The following is a 23,470-nucleotide window of genomic DNA, read 5'->3' as shown; positions in this document are numbered from 1 at the left end:
TGGGTTCAGGGTTCAGGGTTCAGGGTTCGGGGGTCGGGGTTCGGGGTTCGGGGGTCGGGGTTCGGGGTTCAGGGTTCGGGGGTCGGGGTTCGGGGGTCGGGGGTCGGGGGTCGGGGTTCGGGGGTCGGGGTTCAGGGTTCAGGGGTCGGGGTGCGGGTTCAGGGTCCGGTCTGCTGAACCCTGCACCCTGCACCCTGCACCCTGCACCCTGCACCCCGCACCCTGCACCCTGCACCCTGCACCCCGCACCCTGTTCAAGGTGCCGGGTTGGTCTTTCTCAAGGATGCTCGGAGGGCGTTCAGCATCCGACCGATTTCGGCCGTCGCGGACAGGATATGCCCTTCCTGATCGATGTTCAGAAAACCGAAGCGCCGGGCAAGCTCTGTCTGGGTCTCCAATTCCAGGAGCGAGCCGTAGGCAATTGCCACAAAGCGCGCATAATCCTTGCCGCCACGTCCATAGCCCTCGGCGATGTTCGAGGGAATTGATACCGCCGCACGCCGCATCTGGGAAACGAGGCCATAAACCTCGTCGCGTGGAAACGAGGTCGTGGTCTGATATACCGCGCCCGCCAAATCCATCGCCAGATGCCAAACCCGCAGACCCCGATGGCCACGATCAGTCACGGCAAGATGCCCCCAAGATTCAACCAACCCAAAGGTTATCACTGATCGGCGCGGTGAACGGGGTTCAGGTTCAGGGTTCAGGGTTCAGGGTTCAGGGTTCAGGGTTCAGGGTTCAGGGTTCAGGGTTCAGGGTTCAGGGTTCAGGGTTCAGGGTTCAGGGTTCAGGGTTCAGGGGGCAGCAGACCGAACCCCGCACCCCGAACCCCGAACCCCGAACCCTAAAAAATCTTCGGCCGGTAGTTGTGCTCGGCATCCAACACACCCATGAACCGCAGACCCGCGGCGCCGTCCAGTTCGCCCGGGTAGAACAGGACGGCGGGGACCTGGACCTTGCCCTTGAGCTGTTCCAGCAGCGCGGACGTGCGGTACATGGGGAAGAGCGCACCGGCGCGCACGATGAACACTAGGTCGCGCAGGGGGTCGGCGTCACTGGGGATGCGGCGAGCGACCAGCTCGTCCAGGGGTTGGTACTCGCTCAGGATCTGGAAGATGGTGTCGACCGTGACCTCCAGGCCCACCGATTTTTCGGCGTCGATGAGTGCCGCGGGCCCCATGCCTTCCGCTTCCAGGGCCGCGTCGAGGCATTCGGCCAGCGAGATGACCGTGACCCGTTTGCCCAACTGTTCCAGCCGCGTGCGCAACAGCGAGATCTGCTGGCGGACGCCAAACTCTTCCCCCGGCGGATAGTGGAAGATGGCATAGGGCATGTCGTGGTAGGCACTGAGCTGCTGCCGGGGGTCCGGCTGCCTCAGCACCGGTTCGAGCTGCTGGGTCAGGCGCTCCTGCCAGTCGGGCATCAGCCGATCTCCCTCACGTAATCGGCCGCGGATGCCGCCGGCAGCTTGATTTGGGCGAGGCTTCCGGCGACCTCGTAGTACAGCTTGCGGAACTGGTGCAAGCGCAGCAGCTCGCGCTCCACGTCGGCGGCGTCCATCAGGTACATGCGCCAGTCCTCGGCGTCGATGACGCGCCGGGCGTTCGCCTCGCGGTCCGTCATGGCGTGCAGGAGGTAGAGGAAGCTCTGTTCCGGCAGGTGGTAGGAGGCAAACTCCCTCGACTGCGTGCCCGTGAGGAGCCCGAAGTCGACGGCGAGCCGCAACAGGCCGGAGGCAACGCGTTGTGTCGTAGACTCGCTCCAGTTGGCGGGTTCGGGGTTCGGGGGTCGGGGGTCGGGGTTCAGGGTTCGGAGTTCGGCGTCAGGAGTTTGGAGTTCGGTCTGCTGAACCCCGAACCCCGAACCCCGAACCCCGAACTCCGAACGCTTAATCAGCGCGTGCAGGTACGGGAGCACGTCCTCGGCACGCAGACGGTAGGCACCGGCGCGCAACTGGGGGTAGAGCCAGTTGACGAGGAAATCGCGGACGAGCACCTCGTCGCGGGTCAGGTGGTAGAGGAGCAGCGGTTGCCAGACCTCCCGGTCACACCCCGATTTGGCAAGCTCCACGAGCGGGCGGTCGCGACCCGCAGGATCGAAGCGGCGGCTGACCGCCCAGGACACATTTTGCGCCCAATTGGCACTCTTGGCGCCGATGGTGTTTTCGTCGCGAGCGCGTTTGAGATTGTCGGTTTTCGAGGCGGCGTAGTCCCAGCCGCGAAACACCGCATAGGTCTCATCGATCAGGGATCCTTTGATGGCCAGGCAGGAAGAGACCTTGGAGCGAGCCTCCATGCTCAGTCCTCGAGCCGCGCATAGGGGATCGCCGGGTTACCGCGCTCGCCTCTGGCGAAGCCGGCCGCCAGTAGCGTGATGACTTCGTCGCTCGGCCGGTAGGTTCCGGATAAGGGGACCGACCTGCCCTCGGCCGACCGGCGCAGCTTAGCGACCGCGTCGAGGTGGTTTTGATCGATGAGACCAAACTCGACGAGTTCCGCAAGAAGGTCTTTCCCGCCCGCCGCCGCCAGCGTCTCGAAGAAGGCGCCCCAGCGCTCTCCCTGGTCCAACCAGTCCTGCCAGTGCGCTTCAAACTGATCTTCAACCTCCGCCGGGAGATGCCAGAGCGTCATGCACCCCGGCGGATCAAAGATCTCCCGGCAACGGCTGCGCGCGACCGCGAAGGCGATCCGGGCCTGCGCAAAATGGTGAGTCGACGGGAAGCCGCGCTTGAGCGCCAGCGCGCCATGGCGGCCGAGGATGCCCTTGGTGTTCCACCAGCCGGCCGCGTCCATCTCCCCGTGGCGAGCGACCGCCAGCCGGAGTTTGAGCAGCCGCTCGAAATCGATGTGGGATAAGGTCTGCGTCACGTACGATCCTCCCCGCTGGACTCTTCGGACGCCTGGTCGACGGCACCACCTGAACCTACCCGGTCGTCAACCTCCGAGAGTTTGAACAACCAGACTTTACCACTGCATCCTTAGTCAGGCAATCGCCCTGTTATCCGATGCTTAGCAGATAAAAGTCAACAAAGATCGGTTAAACACCTTGTCTTGGCGCTGAAAGACCGCCGAGATGGACCCTTGGAGGCAACCCGTCGCGGCCGGGGGGCCGCTCCTACGTCGTAGGAGCGGCCCCCCGGCCGCGACGGATAGCGCCCGACGAGGTGGCCGCAATGATGGTCGGGGCCGGCGCGCCGCTGTCGCGAGCGGCTACTCCCTGATCGCCTCGACGGGGATGGTCAGGGTCACCTGATCGCTGACCATGGGGGCATATTTGCCGGCGTTGAAGTCGGAGCGCTTGATGCTCGTGAAGGCATTGGCGCCGCAGGCCTGCTTCTTGACCATGGGGTGGAGCCCGCAGTGGAAGGTGGTGACGGTGAGGGTGGCCGGTTTGGTCACGCCCTTGATGGTGAGTTGGCCTTCGACCTTCGCCGGCCGGTCGCCCTGGAATTTGAAGCGATCGGCCTTGAAGGTGATGGTGGGGTATTTCGCGGTATCCAGGAAGTCCTCGTTCTGGATGTGTTCGTCGAATTTCGCGCTGCCGGTGTTGACGGAGGTGGCGTCGATGACGACATCGGCGGAACCGGTCTTGGCGGCGAAGTCGATGACGATCTTGCCGCTGGTCTTGTCAAAGCGGCTGACCTGGGTGGAGAAGCCCAGGTGGTTGTACTCGAACCGCGGCAGGGTGTGGCTGCCCTCGATGACATAGGTCTCCGGTGCGGCCAGGGTGCCGGCCGAGAGGGTGGCAAGGACAACGGCGGCGGCGATCTTTTTCATGGTGGTTGCGCTCTGGATGGGCTTGCGGATCTGTGAATAATCGGGTCAATCGCCCGGCGGCGGGGCATACCCAGAAAATGCAGTTTAGCCGCAAATGAACGCAAATGGACGCAAATAATCAGAGACTTGGCCTTTACTGCATGTTCATCGTGCGGGTGACGCCCGCGACGATTCTAACCAGCAGATTTATTTGCGCTTATTTGCGTTCATTTGCGGCTGAATATTCTTTTTTGATTTACTGCTTGGCCGCGGTAGCGACGACGTGGAACTTTATCTCGATCTCGTCGGCAACCGTGCTCACATCGGACCACGGACCCTCGCCGATCCCGAAGTCCAGACGCTTGAGGACGAAGCCGCCGTCAAAGACGCCGGTGTTGCCCTCCTGTCGGAAGCTGAACGGGGCCCTGACCTCCCGGGTCTGGCCCTTGATCGTGAGCTTGCCGGCGGCCGTATAGCCTTTATCGCCGCGTGCCTCGACGCTGGTCGCAACGAACTGGGCGCGCGGGAAGGCCTTTACATTGAGCCATTGCTTGCCGACGACCTCGTCGTTTGCCTCCTGTGAACCGGCGTCGATGCCGGCCAGATCGATCTCGACGCGGGCGCGGGCCTGGGTCGGTTGGGCGGGGTCGAAGGCGAGGGTGCCGCTGAACTTGGCGAAGGTCCCCGCGACCGGCACGCCCATCTGCCGGGAGACGAAGCTGACCTTGCTCTGATCGGCCTGGACCTGGTTGAACTCCAGGGCCTGGGCGCTGCCCAGGCCCAGGGCGAGCAGCAGGCCGGGCAGGGCGGATGCCAGGCCGGCGCGGCGGTTTCGTGGTAAGGCAAGCATCTGGTGGTCCTCAGCAGTGGGAGCCGGGGCGTCCCGCCCCGGCGAGTGATGGATCATTTGCGTCTGTTGGCGTTCACTTGCGGCGAAACTGCGCCTTCCCGGCTTGCGCCCTCCTCAACTTGCCCAACGGCAACATCCGCCACAGGGTCCCGTCGCGCTCGATCAATTGGTGCTTGAGGGCGGCGGCGACATGCAGCAGGATCAGCCCCAGCAGGGCAAAGCTCAGGGTCTCGTGCGCCGCTTTCAACCAATCGCCGAGCGCGGAGTCCTTTGACACCAGGTCCGGCAAGGGCAGCACGCCCAGATAGACCACCGGGAAGCCCTTGGCCGAACTCATCAGCCAGCCGGACAGCGGTACGGCCGCCATCAGCAGATAGAGTATGCCGTGGGTCAGGGCGGCCATGCGCCGCTGCCAGGCGGGGGCCGGCAAGGGCGCGGGCGGCGGATACCGCAGCCGGATCAGCAGGCGCGGCACGAACAGCAGGAGTACGGTCACGCCGATCCACTTGTGATAGGAAAAGAGCCGCAGCTTGGTGGGGGAGAGCGGCAGGTCGTGCATGTACCAGCCGAGCGGCAGGGCGACCAGGATCAGGGCGGCGATCGTCCAGTGGGCCGTCATCGCGGGCCAGGTGTAGCGTGTCATCGGGGTCATTGGGTTGCGCCCGGGGGTGTTCCGGCCTCGGGGGGCCGGGTCGTCATCAGGGTGCCTCTACTTTAGGCGCTCCACTGAGCCGAGAAAAGTGATTTACTAGGAAAACAGTCTTGCCGCGAATGCGGCGCAACGGCGACCTGGCGCGGGTCGTCGGCAGCTCGCGAGGAGTTTGACATGAGCCAGGAAATCCGTTTCGGCGTCAACGGTATGACCTGCGCCTCCTGCGTAGCGCGGGTGGAGCGGGTGCTGGCCCGAGAGCCCGGGGTCACGGCCGCCGCGGTCAACCTGGCGGCGGAGACGGCCGTGGTGCAGGGCGACCGGGTGGATGTCCCGCGGTTGCTTGAGGCCATCCGGGGTGCCGGTTACGAACCGGTGTCGGCAACCGCCACGATCGGGGTCTCCGACATGACCTGTGCGGCCTGTGTGGGGCGGGTGGAGCGCGCCGTCCGGGCCCTGCCGGGGGTGATCGACGCCACCGTCAATCTGAGCACCGAGGCCGCGACGGTCCGGTATCTCCCGGACACGCTGAGTTCAGCGGGCATCGTCGCGGCCATCCGCGCGGCGGGCTATGCGCCGATCGCCCCCGCCCCGGAGTCGGATGGGGACGCGGCCCCTAACCTACAGTCGCGGCAGGCGGCGGCGCTCGCCGGGTTGCAACGCGACCTCGGCGTGGCCGCCGTCTTCACGCTCCCGCTGCTGCTCCTTAGCATGGGCCCCATGCTGCTGCATGGGCTTGGGCCTTGGCTCGGCTGGGCCCCGCACGCGCCGCAGCCCGCGCCCCTCTGGGATTGGGTGCAATTCGCCCTGGCGACCCCGGTCCTGCTGTGGGCGGGGCGGCGCTTCCTGCGCGCCGGCTGGACCGAACTGCGGCACCTGGCCCCCGGCATGAACGCCCTGGTGATGATCGGCAGCCTGGCCGCCTATCTCTACTCGGTCGCCGCGCTGACGCTGCCCGGGTCCTTCCCTGCCGGTACCGCCAACCTCTATTTCGAGGCGGCGGCGGTCATCGTCACCCTGATCCTGCTGGGGCGGACCCTGGAGGCCCTTGCCAAGGGTCGCACCTCCGAGGCCATCCGCCGTCTGGTGCGCCTGCAACCCCAGACCGCCCGCGTGGTACGCCCGGACGGGGAGGCGGAGATCCCGGCCGCGGCGGTGGTCCCCGGGGACCTGTTGGCGGTGCGGCCCGGCGAGCGTATCCCGGTGGACGGGACCTTGACCGAGGGCGGGAGCTATGTCGATGAATCCATGATCAGCGGCGAGCCGTTGCCGGTGCGCAAGGGCCCCGGGGACGTGGTGCTGGGTGCGACGGTGAACCAGACCGGGGCCTTCCGCTACCGTGCCACCCGCGTGGGCGCGGACATGGTGCTGGCCCAGATCGTGCGGCTGGTGGAGGAGGCGCAGGCCGGCAAGCTGCCGATCCAGCGGGTGGCCGACCGCATCGCGGCGGTCTTCGTCCCCCTGGTCATGGGGGCGGCCCTGCTGACCTTCCTGGGCTGGCTGTGGCTGGGGCCGGCGCCCGCCCTGAGCTACGCCTTCGTCACCGCCGTGAGCGTCCTGCTGATCGCCTGCCCCTGCGCCATGGGGCTCGCCACGCCCACGGCCATCCTGGTCGGCACGGGCCGCGGCGCGGCCCTGGGGATTCTGTTCCGACGCGGTGCCGCCCTGGAGACCCTGGCGCGGGTGGACCAGGTGGCGCTGGACAAGACCGGGACCCTGACCGAGGGGCGACCGGCCCTGACCGATCTCACCGCCTTCGGTATGGGCGAGGACGCCGCCCTGGGCCTGGCCGCCGCCGTGGAAGTCCACAGCGAGCACCCGATCGGCGCGGCTATCGTTGCGGCCGCACGGGCGCGGGGGCTGGTGCCGGCACCGGCGACCGACCTGGAAGCCGTCCCCGGGTTCGGCATCCAGGCACAGGTCGCGGGCCGTCGGGTCGCGGTCGGGGCCGGCCGCTTCATGGAGCGACTGGGGGTCGAATGCGCAACCGCAGCCGACCTGGCGGGGCACCTGGCCGCCGACGGCAAGACCCCGATCTATCTCGCGGCCGACGGGCAACTGCTGGCGGTGCTGGCGGTGGCCGATCCCATCAAGGCGAGCAGCCGCATGGCGCTCGCCCGACTGCACGCGCTGGGACTGACCCTGACCATGCTGACCGGCGACGGTCGCCGCACCGCCGAGGCGGTCGCCCGGCAGGTCGGCATCGCGCGCGTCATCAGTGAGGTCCTGCCGGGCGACAAGGCGGCCGAGGTCAAGCGTCTCCAGGCGCAGGGCCACCGGGTCGCCTTCGTCGGCGACGGTATCAACGACGCCCCGGCCCTCGTGCAGTCGGATGTCGGCATCGCCATCGGTACCGGCACCGAGATCGCCGTGGAGGCCGGCGAGGTCATCCTGATGACCGGCGACCTGACCGCGGTCGCCGCGGCCGTCGCCCTGGCACGGCGCACACTGCGCACCATCCGGCTCAACTTCTTCTGGGCCTATGCCTATAACGTCGCCCTCATTCCATTGGCGGCCGGCGTCTTCTACCCGCTGACCGGGTGGCTCTTAAGCCCCATGATCGCGGCGGCGGCGATGAGCGTCTCCAGCCTGTTCGTCGTCAGCAACAGCCTGCGGCTGCGGGGGTTTCAGCCCTGAACGCGATGGCCGGGTCGATGTGGATACCCGCCCCGTGCAGCAGATCATCTCGACGAAGGCATGTTCGTGAGCAACAGCAGCCACCCCGCAAGGTGAAAGGCATGCGTGGTGGGCGGCTTGCAACGTCGCCCCGCGACTTTCACGGCGTCGCGGCGCACTGCCGCGACGGTTGGACCTGGGCCAAGGCGGCAGGTCCGGCGCACGCCTACGCAGGCTTTCAGGGCACTGCCATTCAGTTACGGCTCACTCGCCGACCGCGTGGCCTCCGCCTGGAGTCCAAGGCTTCAGCCTTGGCGCGCTCCAAGGCTGAAGCCTTGGACTCCAGGCGGTTGGGCTGCGGCGCTTAACTTAATGGCAGTGAGGCTCTCCGGGGGGCAACTAGTACCGCACAAATGCTCGGACCATTGACCGCACCGCGACCCGTAGGGTGCGCCGTGCGCACCATGGCGCCAACCGAGACCCTGGCCCCGCGATCAACCGCAGCCTCTCAAGGTGCGCACGGCACACCCGACGCCAATGGTCCGAGCAATTGCGTCTGGTGGTACTAGTTGGACGACTCGCGCAGATAGCGGCCGGCGACCCAGCCGCGGCGGCCGGGGTCGTCCTGCATGGAGACCTGACACCACCGCTGGCCGCCGTGGATCGCGCAGCCGTGATTGCGCAGGACGGCGCCGTTGGGCAGACCGACGATGGTCGCGGCCTTCGCCGAGGGGCTGCGCCGGACCTTGAGTTGGTCATTCGCGGCGACGCCGGTGACCTGCCAGAAGTCCGGGCCGCCGGCCAGGCCGTCCGCGAAGTCGCCCTTCGGGGCGGGCGCACCCGCGTGGGCGCCGCCGCCGATCTTGATACCGAGCCGATAGTTCGCCGTCTCGCCACGGCGGGCGGCGGGCCGCATCAGATAGACCCGGATGCGGTAGTTGCCGTCGGCGGGCAGGGTGCCGACGAAGCGATTGCCGGCGCTGCTGCCGACGAAGATGGCCTCGTCGGTCCCCGGGGGCAGAACATTGAAATAGGCTTGCGGATTGTCGGTGTGCAGGTCCACCGTCATCCGCTGCCCGGCCTTGGCCCCGAGCACATAGTCGACATCCTGGTCGCCGTGCAGGCGGCCCTTGAGCGTGGTGCCCGAGGTCCCGGCCTTGAAGTGCACCGCCTCCTCGCGGATGCCATCGGCGGCCAGGACCGGCACCGCCGCAACGAGCCAGACGAGAAAGATGAAAGGGAGTGATTTCATAGTGGAACTCAGGCCTCGGTTGGGATCAGGGGTGGCGAAGGCGCTCGCGGCTTGGCCGCGGCAATAGGCGGGCATGTTGCCGGGCGTCATGGCGACCGCGGTGGTCGAAACGAGCAGCAGGGCGGTGATAGAAAGCACGTATTTCATAGCGGCTACAGACCCTGCTCGCGGCGATAGGCGCGCAGCGCCTGATCGGCCTTGGTTACCTGGCTGCCTTGGCATTTCGGCGATACGTTCGTCCGCCGGCCGCGACGATCGTAGTAGACGACACAATCGTTCTTGAACACGACCTCGGCCTCGCCATTGCTGCCGGCGATGAGCTGGGGCGGCGCGCCGCCCCCTTCGTAGCGGCCGCGGCCGTGATCGCGTCCCTGCTCACGGAAGTAAGAATCCGCGGCATCGGCGGCGCGGCGACGGTCGCTGTGGCTGCAACTGCTGCCGCGGTTGATCAGTTGGCCGTCGCGATCGTACAGCGCGGTACAGCCGCTCGGCATCCGTACCTCGATCTCGCCGGAACGACGCGGCACCACCTCGGGCGTCCCGCCCCCGCCCTGGGAGGACCGGCGTCCCTGGTACTGGATAGCGGCGACGCGCCGGTTCACGATCTCACAGGTCCAGGGGTACTTTTCCCCATCGACCTTGGCGAGCCCCTGGACCTTGTAATGATGCAGCCGGTCTTGCAGACGCTCGGCCGTGGCATCGCGCAGGTCGCTGATCTGATAATCGCTGCGGAGACGCCTCTCGCAGTCGCGGATGGCATCGCGTTCGCCGTAGGCAAGGGCGGCGGTGGGGGCAGCGAGCGCCAAGGCCAGCAGGGCACCAATCTGGACATGGAGAGGTTTGATCTGGTTCAACTTCGATTGACTCCGCGGTGAGATTATTGATTGGAATGGATGCACGATGGCAGGTGTTCGCCAGCCTTGATCAAAACTCCGGCCACACGCCCTTGCGGCAACCCGTCACCCTCGGAAGTGGCCGGAATAATGACCAAGCCATGCTCGCACCCTCGGCGGTTGCGCCTGCTCGAGCGACTCGCTCCCAGGCGGCGCGGGTCCCCCCGTAGGATGGGTAGAGCGCAGCGAAACCCATCGGCGAAACCCATCATTGGCCCTGCTTAATGGTTTCCCAAGCGCGCCAGCAGCCCCTGCGCCTCCGACTGCTCGGCGAAGCGCACTGAGACGACCTCGCGCAGCAGCCCGGCGGCCCGCTGCGTCTCGCCCGTCGCGGCCAGGGCCTGGGCGAGATGAAAGGCGATGCCCGGGTCGGTGGGGGCGGCCTCGTGGGCGCGGGTCAGTATCTCGACGGCACCGGTGGCGTCGCCGGCCGCGCGGCGCACTGTGCCGACGGTGTCCATGATCGGCGGCCGGTCCGGATAGCGCCGCAGGGCCTGCTCCGCATAGCCCAGGGCGGTCTGCGGATCGCTGGACGCCAGGTGCAGGGCCAGGTTGTTCAGCGCGTAGACGTTGTCCGGTGCAGCCGCAAGCACGCGCCGATACCAGAGCGCCGCGTCGGCGGGGCGGTTCTTCCCGGCCAGGAAGTTTGCGACCAACAGACTGACGCCCCAGTCCTGCGGGTGCCGCTCGCTCCAGTTCGTGGCCAAGGCCTGCGCTTCGGCGCCCTGATCCGCGGCCAGGAGCGCCCGCAGATAGGCCTGAAAGGTCTGCGGATCATCCGGCGCCTTGGTGTGGAGCCCGCGCCAGCGCGTGACGGCCTGTTTCAGGTCGCCGCGGTCGGCGGCGATCAGGGCCCGCAGCCGCTCCGGGGTCGTGCTGTCGGGTTGAAGCCGCGCGAGATCTTTGGCCAGCGCCTCCTGCTGGGTCTGGTCCGGCAGGGTGGTGAGCACCTGGGTGAGCACGGCGCCCGCGAGCGGGGTGCGCGGGTCGAGTCGCCAGCCGTCGAGGAAATACCGGCGGGCCCGGCTGTCGCCCTGGGCGGCATAGCCGCGGGCCACGAGATAGGCGAGCTCCGCGTCCTGGGGGGCAGCGGCGAGCAGGGGCAGCAGCAGGTCCAGGGCGTCCGCCGGGCGTTTCGCGTCCAGGTAGGCGACCGCCCGCACGCGGGCGAGGCGGGGCGGCCCGCCCTGGGTCAGGTCGGTGGGCGTGGCATCGGCGAGCCGCTGCGCCTCATCCACCTGGCCGCGTGCCAGCAGGCCGGCGATCAGGTCGGCCCGCAGCGCGGGATTGTTCGGTTCCCGCGCCAGTGTTTGCTGCAAAGGCGCCAGCGGGTCCTCGCCCGCGCTCTTATCCCAGCGTGCCAGACCCGCCAGGGCGTCCCGCTCGTTGGGGTCCAGCGCCAGGGCCTCGCGGTAGCGCGCGACCCCCTGCTCCAGATTGCCCGCCTCGATCTCCAGGCGCGCCAGCGAAACCCGCAGGTCGGCCTCGTCGGGGGCCCGCTGCACGGCCTGAGTCAGGGCCGTACGAGCCCCCTGCTGGTCGCCGACGGCGAGACTCGCCGCCGCGACCACCCGGTAGCCCAGACTGCGGTTGGGGGCGGCGTCCACCAAGGCCTGGCCGTCCGCCAGCGCCTCTTGGGGACGCTTCAAGTCCAGCAGGACCTGGGCCCGCAGTGCGCGTGCATCCAGGTCGGCGGGGGCCTGTTTCAGCACGGTGTCGACGGCCGCCAGGGCAGGCGCCTTCGAGCCCTGTCCGTACAACCCGCGCGCCCGCTGCACCGCCAGCCCGGAATGTCCCGGGAATCGGCCGACGGCGTCCTGGAGCGCCCGTTGCGCTTCGTCGCCCTGGTTCGCGGCGAGCAGGACGCGCACCCGCAGCAGGGCCACATCCGGGTCCTGCTGGGCCATGGCCGCCACCGGTGCCAGCACCTCCAATGCCCCCGGGCCGTCACCGGCCGCCAGCAGGGCCTCCGCGGTAACCAGCGCGGGACCGGCGCTCCCCGGCGCCTCACGCTGGAGGCGTTTGGCCAGCGCGTAGATGCGCGGGCGGTTGCCCGACTGCCCCGCGGCGCGGATCGCCAGGCGGAAGGCCGTCTGATCCCGGGGGACGATCGTGAGGTACGACTCCAGCGCGTCGAGTGCCGCGTCGGGCCGCCCCTGGGCCAGGGCCAGACTGCCGCGCCCCAGGTTCAAGCCGACGAACTCCGGGAAGGCGCTCTCGACCCCATCGAGATCCGTGCCGGCGCCCTCGAGATCGCCCAGATCGATGCGCACCAGGGCCCGCTTGAAGCGATAGAGCCACTGCCGCCCGGAAAGCTGCAGGGCGGCCGTGTAGCGGCATTGCGCCTCCGCCAGGCGGCCGTCCTGCTGGTCCATCTCGGCGAGCACGGCCAGCGCCTCGTGGGCGTCGGCGTGGGCGGCGACGGCGCGCTCCAGGGCGGCGCGGGCGCCGTCGCGCTCGCCATTGGCGAGCGCAAGCAGCCCGGTGCCGGTCAGTGCCGCGAGGTTGTCGGGGTCGCGCCCCAGGGCCTCGGCGAGCAGGGCCGCTGCCGCCGCCCGGTTGCCGAGCTGTACCTGGGCCTGCGCCTGCACAGCCAATACCGCGGCGGCGACCGCCGGGTCATCGCCGGGCGGCGCGAGTTCAGCGAGAACTTGCTGGGGCTGGCGTTGCTGCAGATAGGCCTGGCCGAGTCGGGCGAGTGCCTCCTCCCGCGGCAGGCCCAGGGTGATGGCCCGTTGCAGGACCACCTCGGCGGGTCCGCCGCGGCGCAGCAGCAGGTCGATGTCCGCCAGGAGCGACAGGGCCTCGGGGTTGTTCGGCGCATTGCGCAACAGCAGCTTCAGGGCAACCTTGGCCCCGGTGACATTGCCCTGGGCGAGGAGCGCGCGCGTCTCGCCGAGCAGCCGACTGCTGTCCTTGGCGGGCTCTGCATCCTCGTCATCCAGGTCTGCGTCCGCGGCGCCGACAGCAGGCGCGGCACCCTTAGGGTCGGGCGCCGCCGCACCGGTCTGCGCCGCCAGCGGCGGCGGGCTCAGCAGGACGGCCAGGATGAGTGCCGCGATGGACGGGCGCCAAGGGGTCGCTGGAAGCTGTGTCATGGTCGCGATGGTCCCGGGGCCGCGTTCAGGTCCGTGCCTTGGACCGGCGGGCCCGCGCCCAGCCCAGGAGCGCAAGGCCCGGGCCGAACAGCAGCGCGGTGCCGGGGAGCGGGATATCCTGGCCGGTGTGATCGCCGGAATCGATATAGCTGGCGACCACGGTGTGATTGTCGCTCTCAAATGCGCTTTGCGAGCCCGGCGTCTCGCTGAAGGTGATGGATGCGATCCGGTTGTTCGGATCGTTGGGTCAGGCTCGCGGCCTGGGCCGAGGTCGCGGCGACGGCCAGGAGGCCGGCGGTGAGCAGTTGCGGTGCGCGCGTGTGCATGGTGGGTCTCCAGTGTCGAAGGAGGCGGGTCCGCCCCTGTCGGAGGGTAAGCGAAGCGGGGGCGCTGGTCCAGGCACCCCGTATGAGTCGCTGAGCCCCGCGGGGGCGCGGCATACCAGCCCGGGGCAAGGACGTCGATATGTGAAGAAAAGGGTTCGTCTCGTGCCGCGCGATACCGCTCCAGCGGTGTAGCGCGGGTGTTGGGCGCCGTGCGCCCCGGGTTCCTCGCATGGGCCACCCGCCGCCTGCCCATCCGCCGCCGCCGGTATCGCCAAGCCAGGCGCACGGCGATTCACTGCGCCCGCAGGTCCTTCGCCAGGACCCAGCCGCGCGGTGCCGCGCCCTGATCAGGGCTGGGGTCAGGGTCGGCCTGCACCTGGCACCAGAGACCATCGTTGGGCGCGCACCGGATGACCTTCAGCAACAGGCCGGCGGTGTGGATGGGGAGGGGTCCGGGATGCCGCGCTCAGCGCGGCTGGCGACGGCCTTCGGCGAACGGGGACAGGGACGTTGCGGCCCGCGGCCGACGATGGCCGCTCGGGTGATAATCGGTGGCAGAATAGCCGACGAAGGCCCCGCCCTGTCGGACTTGACCGTTAAATGCCGTTACACTGGCGCTGATTGGTTCGGGATCAGAAGGCTCGATCGCTATGAAGACCACGCAGGACACCGACACCGACCGCCTGGTATCACCTGGTCTTCTCGCTCGCCCACCTGCACCAGGGCCGGTATCGCGAGGCCCTGGCGGTGCTCGGGCGCTTCGCGCAGTTGGGTTTTTTTCCGTTTCAGATCAACCTTGCGGTCATCCATGGCCAGCTCGGTCAGCGGGCGCCGGCGCGCCTGGCGTGGGAGCGGATGATGGCGCTGTGGCCCGAATCCGCGGGGCGCATCGACGCGATTCTCGGGTTCTGGTTTCCGCTCGGGGACCTCGCGGAGGTCTTTGCCGACGGGTTGCGCAAGGCGGGGTTGGCGGCGTGCGGCGGTTTGGTGTCAGGGGCGGGCGGGTAGGCCGTTGCGCCACGGTTCGCCCATGAAGATGACCAATGCGACAACTGCCTTGGCATCTACCGGTTGAAGTCTGAGAGGGCATGTCGCACCTGTCAGATAGAGGGGAAAATCGACCCTAACCTGGCGCATTTTCGGCCGCGAGCCTAACGTCAGGCTGGGGTATAATCAGAATGACATGTCGGCGCGCCAAGGACTCCGATGACCCAAGACCGGACCGTCGATGCCCGATCTGATATCAAACCGGAGTATTCTGCGCGCGTTGGCCCGTTCTCAAGATTTGGCCGAGTGAACGTTGCCTGGGGGTAATCCCACGTTTGCCCCACGCTCGCCACGCCGACGGCAGAACGCAGCGTCCGCCCCGTACGGCTAGCAACAACAGGATGCCTTCAGTAAGGTGCGCGACCTGTGCCTTGAGGGTTGCGCGAACACCGTCAAATGATCCAGCCGCGCGCGGTCTGGTCGGAAGAAATCATGTCTGGCTCAAGAATGCCATCATTGTGGCTGCTGGTGTCGCTGTTGCTGCTTGGCGGTTGCGCAACCCGCCCGATCAATCCGCCGATCACCCAGACGGACTCGAGCGCCGGCTACCGCTGGGAGACGCGCCAGCCGCGGGACAGGAACAAAGAGAATCTGGTCATCCTCGCCTTTTCGGGAGGGGGTACCCGCGCCGCCGCCTTCTCGTACGGCGTCCTGGAGTCCCTGCGGCGGACCGAGGTGGTCGGACCGCAGGGCAACAAGGTCCGCCTGCTCGACGCGGTGGACGCCATTACCGGCGTTTCGGGTGGGAGCTTCACGGCGCTCGCCTATGGTCTCTACGGCGACCGGCTGTTCGATGACTACGAGCAACGCTTCCTCAAGCGCGATGTGCAGGGCGAGATCGTCGCACGCACGCTCAGTCCGTCGAATTGGGCCCGGCTCGGGTCGACCGCTTGGGGTCGTTCCGAATTGGCGGCCGAGCTTTACGACGAGGTCCTGTTCAACGGTGCCACCTTCGGCGATCTCGACCGTGGCCAAGGCCCTCTGATCGTTGCGTCCGCTACCGACATCTCCACCGGCTCCCGTTTCGTCTTCAGCCAGCGCGTCTTCGACGTCCTGTGCTCGGATCTTAATGCGGTCCGGCTCTCCCGCGCCGCGGCCGCCTCGTCGGCGGTGCCCGTCGTGCTCTCGCCGGTCACGATCAACAACTATGGCGGTACCTGTCAGTCGACCACGCCCGAGTGGGTTAAGCCCTTTCTGGTCTCCGACCACCCGCCGCGGCCCGCCGCCCGCGCGATCCGCGCGCTCCAGGCCGAGCAACGCTTTCGCGACTTGATCGCATTGACGGGTTTGCACCCCCGGCCATGCCGTAGCAGGGTCAGGATGCCGATTAAGAGTCCGAGGGCGAGCAGCCAAGCAACCGAAATCTCACTCATGACGACCGCCAGGGGTGGGCGGGGCGGGTCGGCAGGCCGTTCTGCTTATTGCCTTGCGACCCGACTGAACTCCGCAGGGGCGCGACCTGCCAGCCCGGGGCGGCGCCCCGCGCGCGATTCATAGGTTGGGCAGGGCGTGGTGAAACCAAGTAATCAGCGGGTTAGGGGTGTGCCTACGGGCTAAGACTGATAGACGAGCTTGAGCCAGACGTAGTCCCCCGCGAGCCGGTTCCTGGTATCCAACTCCCGGAGCCATCGCAGTTCGGTGACGAAATTCTGCTTACCCAAAGGGAGCACATATCCAAGCACTGGCCCGAGGCCGGCCGTGCGGCCCTTGAAGTCGCCGAGGATCGGACGCTGTCCGCTGTCCGCTGTCTGCGGTCACCTGCTCCACCCAGAAGCCTTCGAGGCCCAGGCTGAGAAAGCCTTTCCCCGCGGGGAAGAGCTGCTGGACGCTGCCCTCCAGATGCACCAGCGTGCCGCTTCGGTAGTCGGTGTCCGGGTTCTGCGTGTTGAACAAGACTCCGCCATGCAGGGCCGCGTTGAAGCCGGTCTTGGGGTTGCTGTAGGCGGCGCCGACGATGGGATTGATGCTCCAGTAGTTGAGCCGTGATCCAGGTGTAGGGCAGCATGGCGCCGACGCTGTAATACGCACCCAGAACCTTGTGATCGAGGGTATAGAAGCCGCCGATCAACAGGGCGTCGAGGGTCGCCTTGAGGCCGAGGGCGTCGAGGCCGGCGACCGGAAGGGTTCTCTTGGTCCCAGCGTCGCCCTGGTAATGGAGGTAGACCGGCTCGACCACCCAGCCAGGCTGGGTCGGCGCCAAGTCGATCAGCGTTGCCACCCCCCGGGCAGGTAGTGGCTGGTACCGCCTTCCGTGGCTGCCCCGCTCAAGGGGACGAGCGCGCAGAAGACGAGGCCGAGGCCGCCTGCCGCATGGCCGAGGAACGTGCTTCTTTGAATCGTGCGGGCTCCGATCAGCCATCTCATGGGGAAGCGCCTCTATGGTTGGCAAAGGGGGTGGCAAAGTGGGGTGGCAAGAGCGCCCGGTCCTCGGGCGGGCGTCGATCATCGTTCCGGCCACCGGCAGGAACTTCGACCCTGCTCGGCGCAAGCGGCAGCGGCTCGCAGTTGGCGGCGGCGCTCGGGGCCGGAACGATGATCAAGGCCCTCGGGCGCCACTCGGCATGAACAGTCGCCTAAGCATCCCTATTTCGGAAACAACAGCACGACATTGAATCGCAAGGCCCAGCCCGCGGGTCCCGTGTCCGTACTTGCCGCGTAATAGCGCGGGCCGCCCTGGAACTGCACCAGTTGCCCGCCGATCTTGGTCAACTTGGCGACCTGGGCGGCGATGGGCACGCTCCATTGCTCGCCCTCCCAGTCGTAGGTGGACTCGCTCTGGAGCGTGAAGGTCCAGGCGGTGGGTGTGGTGTAGGTGACAAAGGGCTGGATGAAAGTCGCGTTGATGTCGGCGCGGTCGCGCGGCCCGGCGAAAGACCAGATGTGATTTGCCAACAGGCCCAAGGTCCAGGGGCCTTTCTGGACCAGTCCGACGGCGGTCGGGCCGGCGCCCCATTTCTCGCTTCCCAACAGTTCATCGGTGGCGGTTGGCAGCAGGAATACCGGACCGGCACCCCAGATCAGCCCGCTGGCGGTCGGCGCCTTGGGCGAGAAGAAGAGGCTCTGCACCGTATCCGAGAGGCCGAACTGACTGTCGGCGCCCGGAACGATGCCCCACTGATCGACGACCGGCAGGATGGTGCGGGAGATCAGGTTCCAATCCTCGCCGATCGAGATCGGAATCACCGGTTGGAGGTTGAGCGTGTAATGGCTGCCCCGGTCGTCCGGCCCGATGTTCTGCTCCCAATTCGACTGCAAGGGCACGCTGATCAGCGCAGCCACGGGATTGGATAGCTCCTTGGCGAGGGCCGCCGCATCGTCGGCGTCGGCAGCAGGAAGTCCCAGCAGGAGACCGGTGGCCAAGGCGATCCGCGTTTGTATCGGTCTCATTTGGTACCTCTTTAGATCACAGATTCCGAGCCATCCGACCCACCTGCGGAGTCATTCCGGGCAGGTGCCAGTGCCGACGGACGAGTTTCGAGTAATTCAAGACGAAATCTCACTCATGACCACCGCCAGGTGTGCTCGGCGAGACCTCGGGTGCGACCGGGAAGACCCGGCTCCAGTCGCGTTTCATAGAGACCAGGGTCCAGCCCTTGGAAACGGCGTCGTCGAGGCCTTTAGAGAGGCGTCCGACATGGCTTTCGCGGTCGTAGGCGTACTCCCGCTCGCCGTCGTCGTGGTGGAGGATGAGTCCCAGCCGCTTGCCGGCACCGGCAGTCGTCCACTCGAGCATTTGGTAATCGCCGTCCGAGTTACCGAAGGCCAGAATGGGCCGGCGTCCAATGTGGCGCTGGATGCCGACGGGCTTGCCCGCGTTATCGTCGATGAAGGCGACCTCCGGCTGACGCATCAGCACGGGCATGCCGTCTTGCACCTTGTATTGCATGGCGATCTGCGACCCGACAACCTGTTCCGGCGGGATGCCGTAGACCGGCTCGGTCCAGGCCCGCATGAAATCGATCCCGCCGCCGGAGACGATGAAGGTCTTGAAGCCGTTGGCGCGCAGGTAGTCCAGCAGTTCCAGCATGGGCTGGTAGACGACCTGGGTGTAGAGCCGGTCGAAGCGGGGGTGGCGCGCGGAGGCGATCCAGTCGCTGACGATCCGCTCGAATTCCGTGGTGGTCATGTTCGCGTGGGTGGCGGCCAGCAGCTTCGTCACGCCATTCATGCCGCTTGCCTGCAGTGCCTTCAGATCACCCTCCAGCAGCGCCTTGAACGGCTGTTCTTGCTTCCACTCCGGATGTTCGGGGGCGAGTGCCTTGACGCGGTCGATGATGAAGGCGAGTTGGGTGTACATGGGCTGCTCGACCCAGAGGGTGCCGTCGTTGTCGAAGACGGCAATGCGCTCGGCCGGGGGCACGAAGCTTGGGCTGCTTGCGGTCGTCACGTCTTCGACGAATGCGGTGATCGTGGTCCTGGTCGGTCCGTCCGTCCAGGATGGGAGCGGCTCGGCGCTCGCGAGTGCACTGAAGGCCAGCAGGGCGACGAGGGTCAGAAGATGGCGCATGGTGGCTCCTTGGGTGAAGTCGTTGGTCGGCTACCGAACCGGTCACGGGTGGCGAAGACCGTTGGCGATCCCGTCGCCGGATCGTGCGACATCCCTGTCTGCCGATCCAGCCCGGGGTCAGCTTGCACCCGGGATCAGTCCGCGCGTGGACGGGTCAACTGCTCCATCACCTTGTCCAGATTGAAGCTCCCGGCCTTCTGCCTGGGCGGGTACTCCTTGAAGGTCATCATGAACTTGCCGACGTAATCCTTTGCCGCGATCAGCAGGAAGGACCGTTCCAGGAACCAGTCGTCATAGGTGTTGGAGGTCACCATGCCGCGCTCGTAGGGGTCGCGGCGCAGGTTCACGAGCAGCGGTACGCGCAGATGCACGAAGGGCTCGCGCCAGGACTGGAAGGTTGCCTCCGCGCGCTGCTCCAGGAAGATCGCCTTCCAGTCGTTGTAGCGCAGGGCGGTCATATCGCCGTCGTCGGAGAAGTAGAAAATCTCCTTGCGCGGGCTGTCCTTCACCGCACCGGTCAACATCGGCAGGATGTTGTAGCCGTCGAGGTGGACCCGGTAGTCGCGGCCGTTCGCCTGATAGCCGGTGAGGAGCTTCGCCTTTACGTCGGGCGCGCCGGCGATGGCCAGGAAGGTCGGCAGCCAGTCCATGTGATGGACGATCTGGTTGCTCCAGGTCCCGGCCTTGATGTGCCCCGGCCAACGCACCATCGCGGGGACGCGCCAGCCGCCTTCCCAGTTGGTGTTCTTCTCGCCGCGGAAGGGCGTCATGGCCGCATCCGGCCAGGTGTTCATGTGCGGGCCGTTATCGGTGGAGTAGAAGACGATGGTGTTGTCGGCGATCCCCAGCGCGTCGAGTTTTTTGAGGAACTTGCCGATGTGCAGGTCATGCTCGACCATGCCGTCAGAGTATTCGTCCTGCCCCGAGATGCCGCGCAGCTCCTGCTTGACGTGCGTACGGAAGTGCATGCGGGTGCCGTTCCACCAGACGAACCAGGGCTTGCCGGCCTTGGTCTGTTCCTCGATGAAGCCGAGCGCGCGCTCCGAGGTCTCGTCGTCCACCGTCTCCATGCGCTTCCTGGTCAGGGGGCCGGTGTCCTCGATCTTCTGGGTGCCGTCCGGCAGTGCCCAGGAATGGATGACGCCGCGCGGGCCGAAGCGTTTGCGGAACTCGGGGTCCTTCGGATAGTCCGCGTTCTCCGGCTCCTCCTCGGCGTTGAGGTGATAGAGATTGCCGAAGAACTCGTCGAAGCCGTTGTTGGTCGGCAGCATTGGGTCCTTGTCGCCCAGGTGATTCTTGCCGAACTGCCCGGTCGCATAGCCTTGTGCCTTCAAGAGGCCGGCGATGGTCGGGTCCTGGATCTGCATCCCCTCGTCAGCCCCGGGCATGCCGACCTTGGAGAGCCCCGTGCGGAAGACGCTCTGACCCGTGATGAAGGAGGAGCGGCCGGCGGTGCAGGACTGCTCGCCGTAGTAGTCGGTGAAGGTCATGCCTTCAGAGGCGATGCGGTCGATGTTGGGGGTCTGATAGCCCATCAGCCCATGGGTGTAGGTGCTGATGTTCGACTGGCCGACGTCGTCGCCCCAGACGACCAGGATGTTGGGTTTGTCGGCCGCCACGGCGCCGGACAGGGCTCCCAGCGCGGTCAGGGTCAGGCCGAGGGCGCCGAGTAAGCGGCGACGGCGGTGTCGCCGCGAATCTTCTTGTTGCATCATGTGAGTCCTCTCTAGGTTCAGGTTGAGAACAGGTGCGGTCACGCCTGGGCCAGGCGCGCTTTCCGCTCAGCGTTGACACCGGTGCCGATGCCGGGGCTGCGATGCCGTCGGTTTCGGCATCGTCTTGTTCCATCTCGGCTGTCGGGGCCTGCTGGGCAGCGTGCGCCAGGGTTGCGGTTGCGGGCGCGTCTTACCCGTCCGACGCGGCACCGGGTAGCCGCCGCAGGACACCGAGGCGGAGAATACCTATCGTTTCACTAGGGTGCTATTCAGTTTGCGAAAAGAGACGGAGGTGGGCACAGTGTTTTCGGGCGCAGCTTCGACCGGGATCGATTCGACGGGCGGGCGGGGCACCCCGTTGGCGTTGGCCGGCATCCAGGACACCGACGATCCCTGCTGCTGGGAGCGCAGCGGCCAGCCCTGGGAGGTCATCGGCACCCCGCTCGGCAGCGGGTCCTTTCGGATCCGCAAGGTCTTCCTCGCCACGCCCAACTGCATGCTTTACCGCGAGTCGTGCGCGACCCGGTTTCGGGTTCAGGCGCTCTCGCCCGAGGGGATGCTCGCCTGCGCGGTACCCGTCAAGCCGGGCAGTCAGACCTCGTACTTCAGACGGCCCTTGCACGAGCGCGGGTTGCCCGCCACCCTGCCCACGGGGCTGGAGGCGATGCTTGACCAGGGCCAAGAGCATCTGCTGTTCCTGGTGCAGCGGTCGCTGCTGTGCCGGCACCTGCCCCCGGAGCAGGTAGAACTGCTGGAGGCCGGGGCTGCGGCACGCGTGCTGCCCGCCTGTGCCGAGACCGTCCGGGGCCTGGGTCGTTGGCTGAACGGGATCCTGGCTCGCGTTCATGGGTCGCCGGAGATGCTCCGATACCCCGCAGCCGTGGTGGCCCTGGAGCGGGAACTGGTGCTGGGATTTGCGGCGCGCGTCCTGCCGCCGGAGTGCCGTGCCTTGCCTAGACGGAAGTCCCGCCGGCGGCGCGGCTACGACCGCGCAATCGAGGCGATTCGCTACGCGGACCTGACGACTTTGGACCTGGGCGGTTTGTGCGCCGCGGCGGGGGTGGGCGCCCGCGCTCTGGAGTATGCCTTTCGCGAGAATCTGGGCGTCTCCCCGGGGACCTTCATCCGGCAACTGCGCCTGCATGCCCTGCGCCGAGCCCTGCTCGCAAGCGCCGCGGGGGAATCGACGGTCACCGAGCTCGCCTATCACCTCGGGTTCACCCAGCTTGGGCGCCTGGCTGCCCACTATCGCAGTGTCTTCGGCGAACCGCCCTCCAGCACCCTGGCTCGCCCCTTCCCCGGCGATTACCCGCCCTTCTGGATGGGGCACCCCGGCGGCGGGACCAGCGCGACCGTGGTCAACACGTTCCCGTAGCGGAGGTCATCCGCGCTTGAATCTCCCGTGCCGGGCGGGGCATTCGCCTCGCCCGGAGGGTTTTCGGTGGTCGCGCCGCGACGCCGCGGTGACCTGCGACGCCGCGGCTGTTGGCGAGGCCGGTCGCGGCTGAAGCCGCTCCCACAATGAGTCCGCGTCCGGCTCAGTGGGCCATGGGCGCCATCGGCGCGGTCTCGATGGTGCGTACCGGGGCCTGGACCTGGGCCTGGCTGCCGTCGTCGAATGACAGGTCGAGCGCCACGGTGCCGCCGGGTGTGAGGTCGCCGTTCAGGCCGATCAGCATGACGTGCAGGCCGCCCGGTTTGAGTTGCACGCTCGCCCCGGCGGGGATCTCGATGCGCTCGATCTTGCGCATGCGCATGACGCCGCCGTCGTTGGTGTGGGTATGCAACTCCACCGTCTTGGCCGCCGGGCTCTTGGCCGCGACCAGGGCGCGGGGCTGGTCGGAGGCATTGCGTAGTGTCATGAACACGCCGCTGTTGGGCTGGCCGGGCGGGACGGCGCGGGCATAGGGGTCGCTGACGGTGACGGCGGCGGGGCCCGCGGCCCAGACCACGGGGGCCAGGGCGAGCAGGGCGACGGTGAACAGGGAACGGACGCGGGAACGGGACATGGCACTGGGCTCCTGTCGGGTGAGTGACGCTAAGCAGAGAGTCAAGAACAGGTTAGACACAAACACGAGCGTTGTCGTTGTCGTTGTCGTAATCGTAATCGGGGACGCTACGATAACCTCGACAACGACAACGGTTCCTAGCCGGCGTCGAGTAGTTTACGGATAGCCGCGGTGATGACCGGGGGCGGGGTGGCGTGGTCGAGGGTCTGCACCAGGGTGCCGCGGGGGTCGACCAGATAGGTGTAGGCCGAGTGGTCGACCAGATACCCCATCGCCGAGTCGGATTGTTCGACCCGCCGGTAGGCCGCCCCGTAGCGCCGCGCGGCAGCAGCGACCTGGTCCGCGCTGCCGGTGACGCCGCGGATCCTGGGGTGGAAATAGCCGGCGTACTGGGCCAGCCGCCGGGGGTCGTCGCGTTGCGGGTCGACACTGATGAACAGGACCTGGACGCGGGCCAGTTCTTCGGGGGTCAGGGCCTTGAGAGCGGCGGCAATGAAGGCCAGATTGGTGGGGCAGATGTCCGGGCACCAGGTGTAGCCGAAATAGATCAGTACCACCTGGCCGCGCAGGTCTTTCAGATCCAGGGTTTCGCCGCCGGCCGTGAGCCGGAAATCGCCGCCGGTGGGCGGGGCGGCCAGTGCCAGGGGGCGATGTTGGTAGCCGGGCGCGGGGACCGGCTCCCAGAACCACAGGAGCCAGGCGAGGCCCGCCGCGAGGGCGAGGACGGCCAGGGTGAGCAGGGTGCGTTTCATC

23 protein-coding genes are annotated in these 23,470 nt (G+C 67.4%); 4 read left to right on the top strand and 19 right to left on the bottom strand.

Translation table 11 applies throughout. The annotated features are described in order from the left end of the window. Nucleotides 1-254 precede the first annotated feature (254 nt). The 7 genes from THSYN_RS18055 to THSYN_RS18020 all read right to left on the bottom strand — a co-directional run bounded on the left by THSYN_RS18055 (nucleotide 255) and on the right by THSYN_RS18020 (nucleotide 5,257). The gene (locus THSYN_RS18055; RefSeq protein ID WP_236848604.1) at nucleotides 255-626 is read right to left on the bottom strand and encodes a four helix bundle protein; all 372 of its coding nucleotides are present in this window, start codon (nucleotides 624-626) and stop codon (nucleotides 255-257) included. A gap of 218 nt (nucleotides 627-844) precedes the next feature. Then, entirely contained in the window at nucleotides 845-1,423 is a 579-nt protein-coding gene (locus THSYN_RS18050; protein ID WP_100920352.1) for a BREX protein BrxB domain-containing protein, read from the bottom strand. Further along, nucleotides 1,423-2,295 (bottom strand): BrxA family protein, encoded by an 873-nt coding sequence (locus tag THSYN_RS18045; protein ID WP_100920351.1) that lies wholly within the window; start codon nucleotides 2,293-2,295, stop codon nucleotides 1,423-1,425. The genes THSYN_RS18050 and THSYN_RS18045 overlap by 1 nt, the downstream gene beginning before the upstream one ends. Before the next feature lie 2 nt (nucleotides 2,296-2,297). Then, the gene (locus THSYN_RS18040; protein WP_100920350.1) at nucleotides 2,298-2,867 is read right to left on the bottom strand and encodes a BrxE family protein; all 570 of its coding nucleotides are present in this window, start codon (nucleotides 2,865-2,867) and stop codon (nucleotides 2,298-2,300) included. 342 nt (nucleotides 2,868-3,209) lie between these two features. Further along, a complete protein-coding gene (locus tag THSYN_RS18030) occupies nucleotides 3,210-3,776 on the bottom strand; it encodes a YceI family protein (RefSeq protein ID WP_100920349.1) in 567 nt (188 codons plus the stop codon). 235 nt (nucleotides 3,777-4,011) lie between these two features. Further along, entirely contained in the window at nucleotides 4,012-4,605 is a 594-nt protein-coding gene (locus THSYN_RS18025; protein ID WP_100920348.1) for a YceI family protein, read from the bottom strand. Between the two features lie 73 nt (nucleotides 4,606-4,678). Further along, nucleotides 4,679-5,257, bottom strand: coding sequence for a cytochrome b (locus THSYN_RS18020; protein ID WP_100920347.1), 579 nt, complete (start codon nucleotides 5,255-5,257; stop codon nucleotides 4,679-4,681). A 174-nt stretch (nucleotides 5,258-5,431) separates the two neighbouring features. Here THSYN_RS18020 and THSYN_RS18015 point away from each other — a divergent pair, with 174 nt between their 5' ends. Next, nucleotides 5,432-7,891, top strand: a complete 2,460-nt coding sequence (locus THSYN_RS18015) for a heavy metal translocating P-type ATPase (protein ID WP_100920346.1) — start codon at nucleotides 5,432-5,434, stop codon at nucleotides 7,889-7,891. Nucleotides 7,892-8,435: 544 nt separating this feature from the next. Here THSYN_RS18015 and THSYN_RS35420 read toward each other — a convergent pair. The 5 genes from THSYN_RS35420 to THSYN_RS34055 all read right to left on the bottom strand — a co-directional run bounded on the left by THSYN_RS35420 (nucleotide 8,436) and on the right by THSYN_RS34055 (nucleotide 13,439). After that, on the bottom strand, nucleotides 8,436-9,269 hold the full coding sequence (locus tag THSYN_RS35420; protein ID WP_216644568.1) for an SH3 domain-containing protein: 834 nt from the start codon (nucleotides 9,267-9,269) through the stop codon (nucleotides 8,436-8,438). Nucleotides 9,270-9,274: 5 nt separating this feature from the next. Further along, nucleotides 9,275-9,976, bottom strand: a complete 702-nt coding sequence (locus THSYN_RS18005; protein WP_100920345.1) for a hypothetical protein — start codon at nucleotides 9,974-9,976, stop codon at nucleotides 9,275-9,277. A gap of 260 nt (nucleotides 9,977-10,236) precedes the next feature. Beyond that, nucleotides 10,237-13,113 carry an XrtA/PEP-CTERM system TPR-repeat protein PrsT gene (gene prsT, locus THSYN_RS18000; RefSeq protein ID WP_157817761.1) on the bottom strand — a complete coding sequence of 959 codons (2,877 nt, stop codon included), beginning with the start codon at nucleotides 13,111-13,113 and terminating at the stop codon, nucleotides 10,237-10,239. A gap of 25 nt (nucleotides 13,114-13,138) precedes the next feature. Then, complete coding sequence (locus THSYN_RS36720) at nucleotides 13,139-13,273, bottom strand: hypothetical protein (RefSeq protein ID WP_257791189.1); 135 nt, start codon at nucleotides 13,271-13,273, stop codon at nucleotides 13,139-13,141. Nucleotides 13,274-13,289: 16 nt separating this feature from the next. Then, nucleotides 13,290-13,439, bottom strand: coding sequence for a hypothetical protein (locus THSYN_RS34055; protein ID WP_157817760.1), 150 nt, complete (start codon nucleotides 13,437-13,439; stop codon nucleotides 13,290-13,292). 747 nt (nucleotides 13,440-14,186) lie between these two features. Here THSYN_RS34055 and THSYN_RS17995 point away from each other — a divergent pair. Together THSYN_RS17995 and THSYN_RS17990 are read left to right on the top strand one after the other, a co-directional pair. Then, nucleotides 14,187-14,447 carry a hypothetical protein gene (locus THSYN_RS17995; RefSeq protein WP_100920343.1) on the top strand — a complete coding sequence of 87 codons (261 nt, stop codon included), beginning with the start codon at nucleotides 14,187-14,189 and terminating at the stop codon, nucleotides 14,445-14,447. 471 nt (nucleotides 14,448-14,918) lie between these two features. Next, complete coding sequence (locus THSYN_RS17990) at nucleotides 14,919-15,983, top strand: patatin-like phospholipase family protein (protein ID WP_236848603.1); 1,065 nt, start codon at nucleotides 14,919-14,921, stop codon at nucleotides 15,981-15,983. Nucleotides 15,984-16,039: 56 nt separating this feature from the next. On the opposite strand, the gene THSYN_RS36575 is transcribed toward THSYN_RS17990, so the two are convergent. The 5 genes from THSYN_RS36575 to THSYN_RS17965 all read right to left on the bottom strand — a co-directional run bounded on the left by THSYN_RS36575 (nucleotide 16,040) and on the right by THSYN_RS17965 (nucleotide 20,708). Beyond that, nucleotides 16,040-16,210, bottom strand: a complete 171-nt coding sequence (locus THSYN_RS36575; protein ID WP_250645190.1) for a transporter — start codon at nucleotides 16,208-16,210, stop codon at nucleotides 16,040-16,042. Continuing rightward, entirely contained in the window at nucleotides 16,140-16,514 is a 375-nt protein-coding gene (locus THSYN_RS36015; RefSeq protein ID WP_250645189.1) for a transporter, read from the bottom strand. The genes THSYN_RS36575 and THSYN_RS36015 overlap by 71 nt, the downstream gene beginning before the upstream one ends. 555 nt (nucleotides 16,515-17,069) lie before the next feature. Further along, a complete protein-coding gene (locus tag THSYN_RS17975; protein ID WP_100920342.1) occupies nucleotides 17,070-17,873 on the bottom strand; it encodes a hypothetical protein in 804 nt (267 codons plus the stop codon). Nucleotides 17,874-17,982: 109 nt separating this feature from the next. After that, nucleotides 17,983-18,993: an HAD family hydrolase gene (locus tag THSYN_RS17970; protein ID WP_100920341.1), complete on the bottom strand. Its 1,011-nt coding sequence runs from the start codon at nucleotides 18,991-18,993 to the stop codon at nucleotides 17,983-17,985. Between the two features lie 134 nt (nucleotides 18,994-19,127). Continuing rightward, on the bottom strand, nucleotides 19,128-20,708 hold the full coding sequence (locus tag THSYN_RS17965; RefSeq protein WP_100920340.1) for an arylsulfatase: 1,581 nt from the start codon (nucleotides 20,706-20,708) through the stop codon (nucleotides 19,128-19,130). A gap of 301 nt (nucleotides 20,709-21,009) precedes the next feature. Here THSYN_RS17965 and THSYN_RS17960 point away from each other — a divergent pair, with 301 nt between their 5' ends. Beyond that, nucleotides 21,010-22,083: an AraC family transcriptional regulator gene (locus THSYN_RS17960; protein WP_236848602.1), complete on the top strand. Its 1,074-nt coding sequence runs from the start codon at nucleotides 21,010-21,012 to the stop codon at nucleotides 22,081-22,083. A gap of 163 nt (nucleotides 22,084-22,246) precedes the next feature. Here THSYN_RS17960 and THSYN_RS17955 read toward each other — a convergent pair whose 3' ends face one another. Both THSYN_RS17955 and THSYN_RS17950 read right to left on the bottom strand, forming a co-directional pair. Then, complete coding sequence (locus THSYN_RS17955; protein ID WP_100920338.1) at nucleotides 22,247-22,717, bottom strand: copper chaperone PCu(A)C; 471 nt, start codon at nucleotides 22,715-22,717, stop codon at nucleotides 22,247-22,249. A 137-nt stretch (nucleotides 22,718-22,854) separates the two neighbouring features. Next, nucleotides 22,855-23,469, bottom strand: a complete 615-nt coding sequence (locus tag THSYN_RS17950; RefSeq protein WP_100920337.1) for an SCO family protein — start codon at nucleotides 23,467-23,469, stop codon at nucleotides 22,855-22,857. Nucleotide 23,470 lies beyond the last annotated feature (1 nt).

This window comes from Candidatus Thiodictyon syntrophicum, from assembly GCF_002813775.1.
GTDB classification, from domain to species: domain Bacteria; phylum Pseudomonadota; class Gammaproteobacteria; order Chromatiales; family Chromatiaceae; genus Thiodictyon; species Thiodictyon syntrophicum.
This window is presented reverse-complemented; position numbering and strand designations above follow the sequence as displayed.

Excerpts from the sequence above, each read along its gene's own strand:
- THSYN_RS17950 (WP_100920337.1), bottom strand. The coding sequence starts at position 23,469 with ATGAAACGCACCCTGCTCACCCTGGCCGTCCTCGCCCTCGCGGCGGGC.
- THSYN_RS18020 (WP_100920347.1), bottom strand. The coding sequence starts at position 5,257 with ATGACCCCGATGACACGCTACACCTGGCCCGCGATGACGGCCCACTGG.
- THSYN_RS17955 (WP_100920338.1), bottom strand. The coding sequence starts at position 22,717 with ATGTCCCGTTCCCGCGTCCGTTCCCTGTTCACCGTCGCCCTGCTCGCC.
- THSYN_RS18050 (WP_100920352.1), bottom strand. The coding sequence starts at position 1,423 with ATGCCCGACTGGCAGGAGCGCCTGACCCAGCAGCTCGAACCGGTGCTG.
- THSYN_RS18025 (WP_100920348.1), bottom strand. The coding sequence starts at position 4,605 with ATGCTTGCCTTACCACGAAACCGCCGCGCCGGCCTGGCATCCGCCCTG.
- THSYN_RS17990 (WP_236848603.1), top strand. The coding sequence starts at position 14,919 with ATGTCTGGCTCAAGAATGCCATCATTGTGGCTGCTGGTGTCGCTGTTG.
- THSYN_RS17975 (WP_100920342.1), bottom strand. The coding sequence starts at position 17,873 with ATGAGACCGATACAAACGCGGATCGCCTTGGCCACCGGTCTCCTGCTG.
- THSYN_RS18015 (WP_100920346.1), top strand. The coding sequence starts at position 5,432 with ATGAGCCAGGAAATCCGTTTCGGCGTCAACGGTATGACCTGCGCCTCC.
- THSYN_RS17970 (WP_100920341.1), bottom strand. The coding sequence starts at position 18,993 with ATGCGCCATCTTCTGACCCTCGTCGCCCTGCTGGCCTTCAGTGCACTC.
- prsT (WP_157817761.1), bottom strand. The coding sequence starts at position 13,113 with ATGACACAGCTTCCAGCGACCCCTTGGCGCCCGTCCATCGCGGCACTC.
- THSYN_RS35420 (WP_216644568.1), bottom strand. The coding sequence starts at position 9,269 with ATGAAATACGTGCTTTCTATCACCGCCCTGCTGCTCGTTTCGACCACC.
- THSYN_RS18045 (WP_100920351.1), bottom strand. The coding sequence starts at position 2,295 with ATGGAGGCTCGCTCCAAGGTCTCTTCCTGCCTGGCCATCAAAGGATCC.
- THSYN_RS17965 (WP_100920340.1), bottom strand. The coding sequence starts at position 20,708 with ATGATGCAACAAGAAGATTCGCGGCGACACCGCCGTCGCCGCTTACTC.
- THSYN_RS34055 (WP_157817760.1), bottom strand. The coding sequence starts at position 13,439 with ATGCACACGCGCGCACCGCAACTGCTCACCGCCGGCCTCCTGGCCGTC.
- THSYN_RS18030 (WP_100920349.1), bottom strand. The coding sequence starts at position 3,776 with ATGAAAAAGATCGCCGCCGCCGTTGTCCTTGCCACCCTCTCGGCCGGC.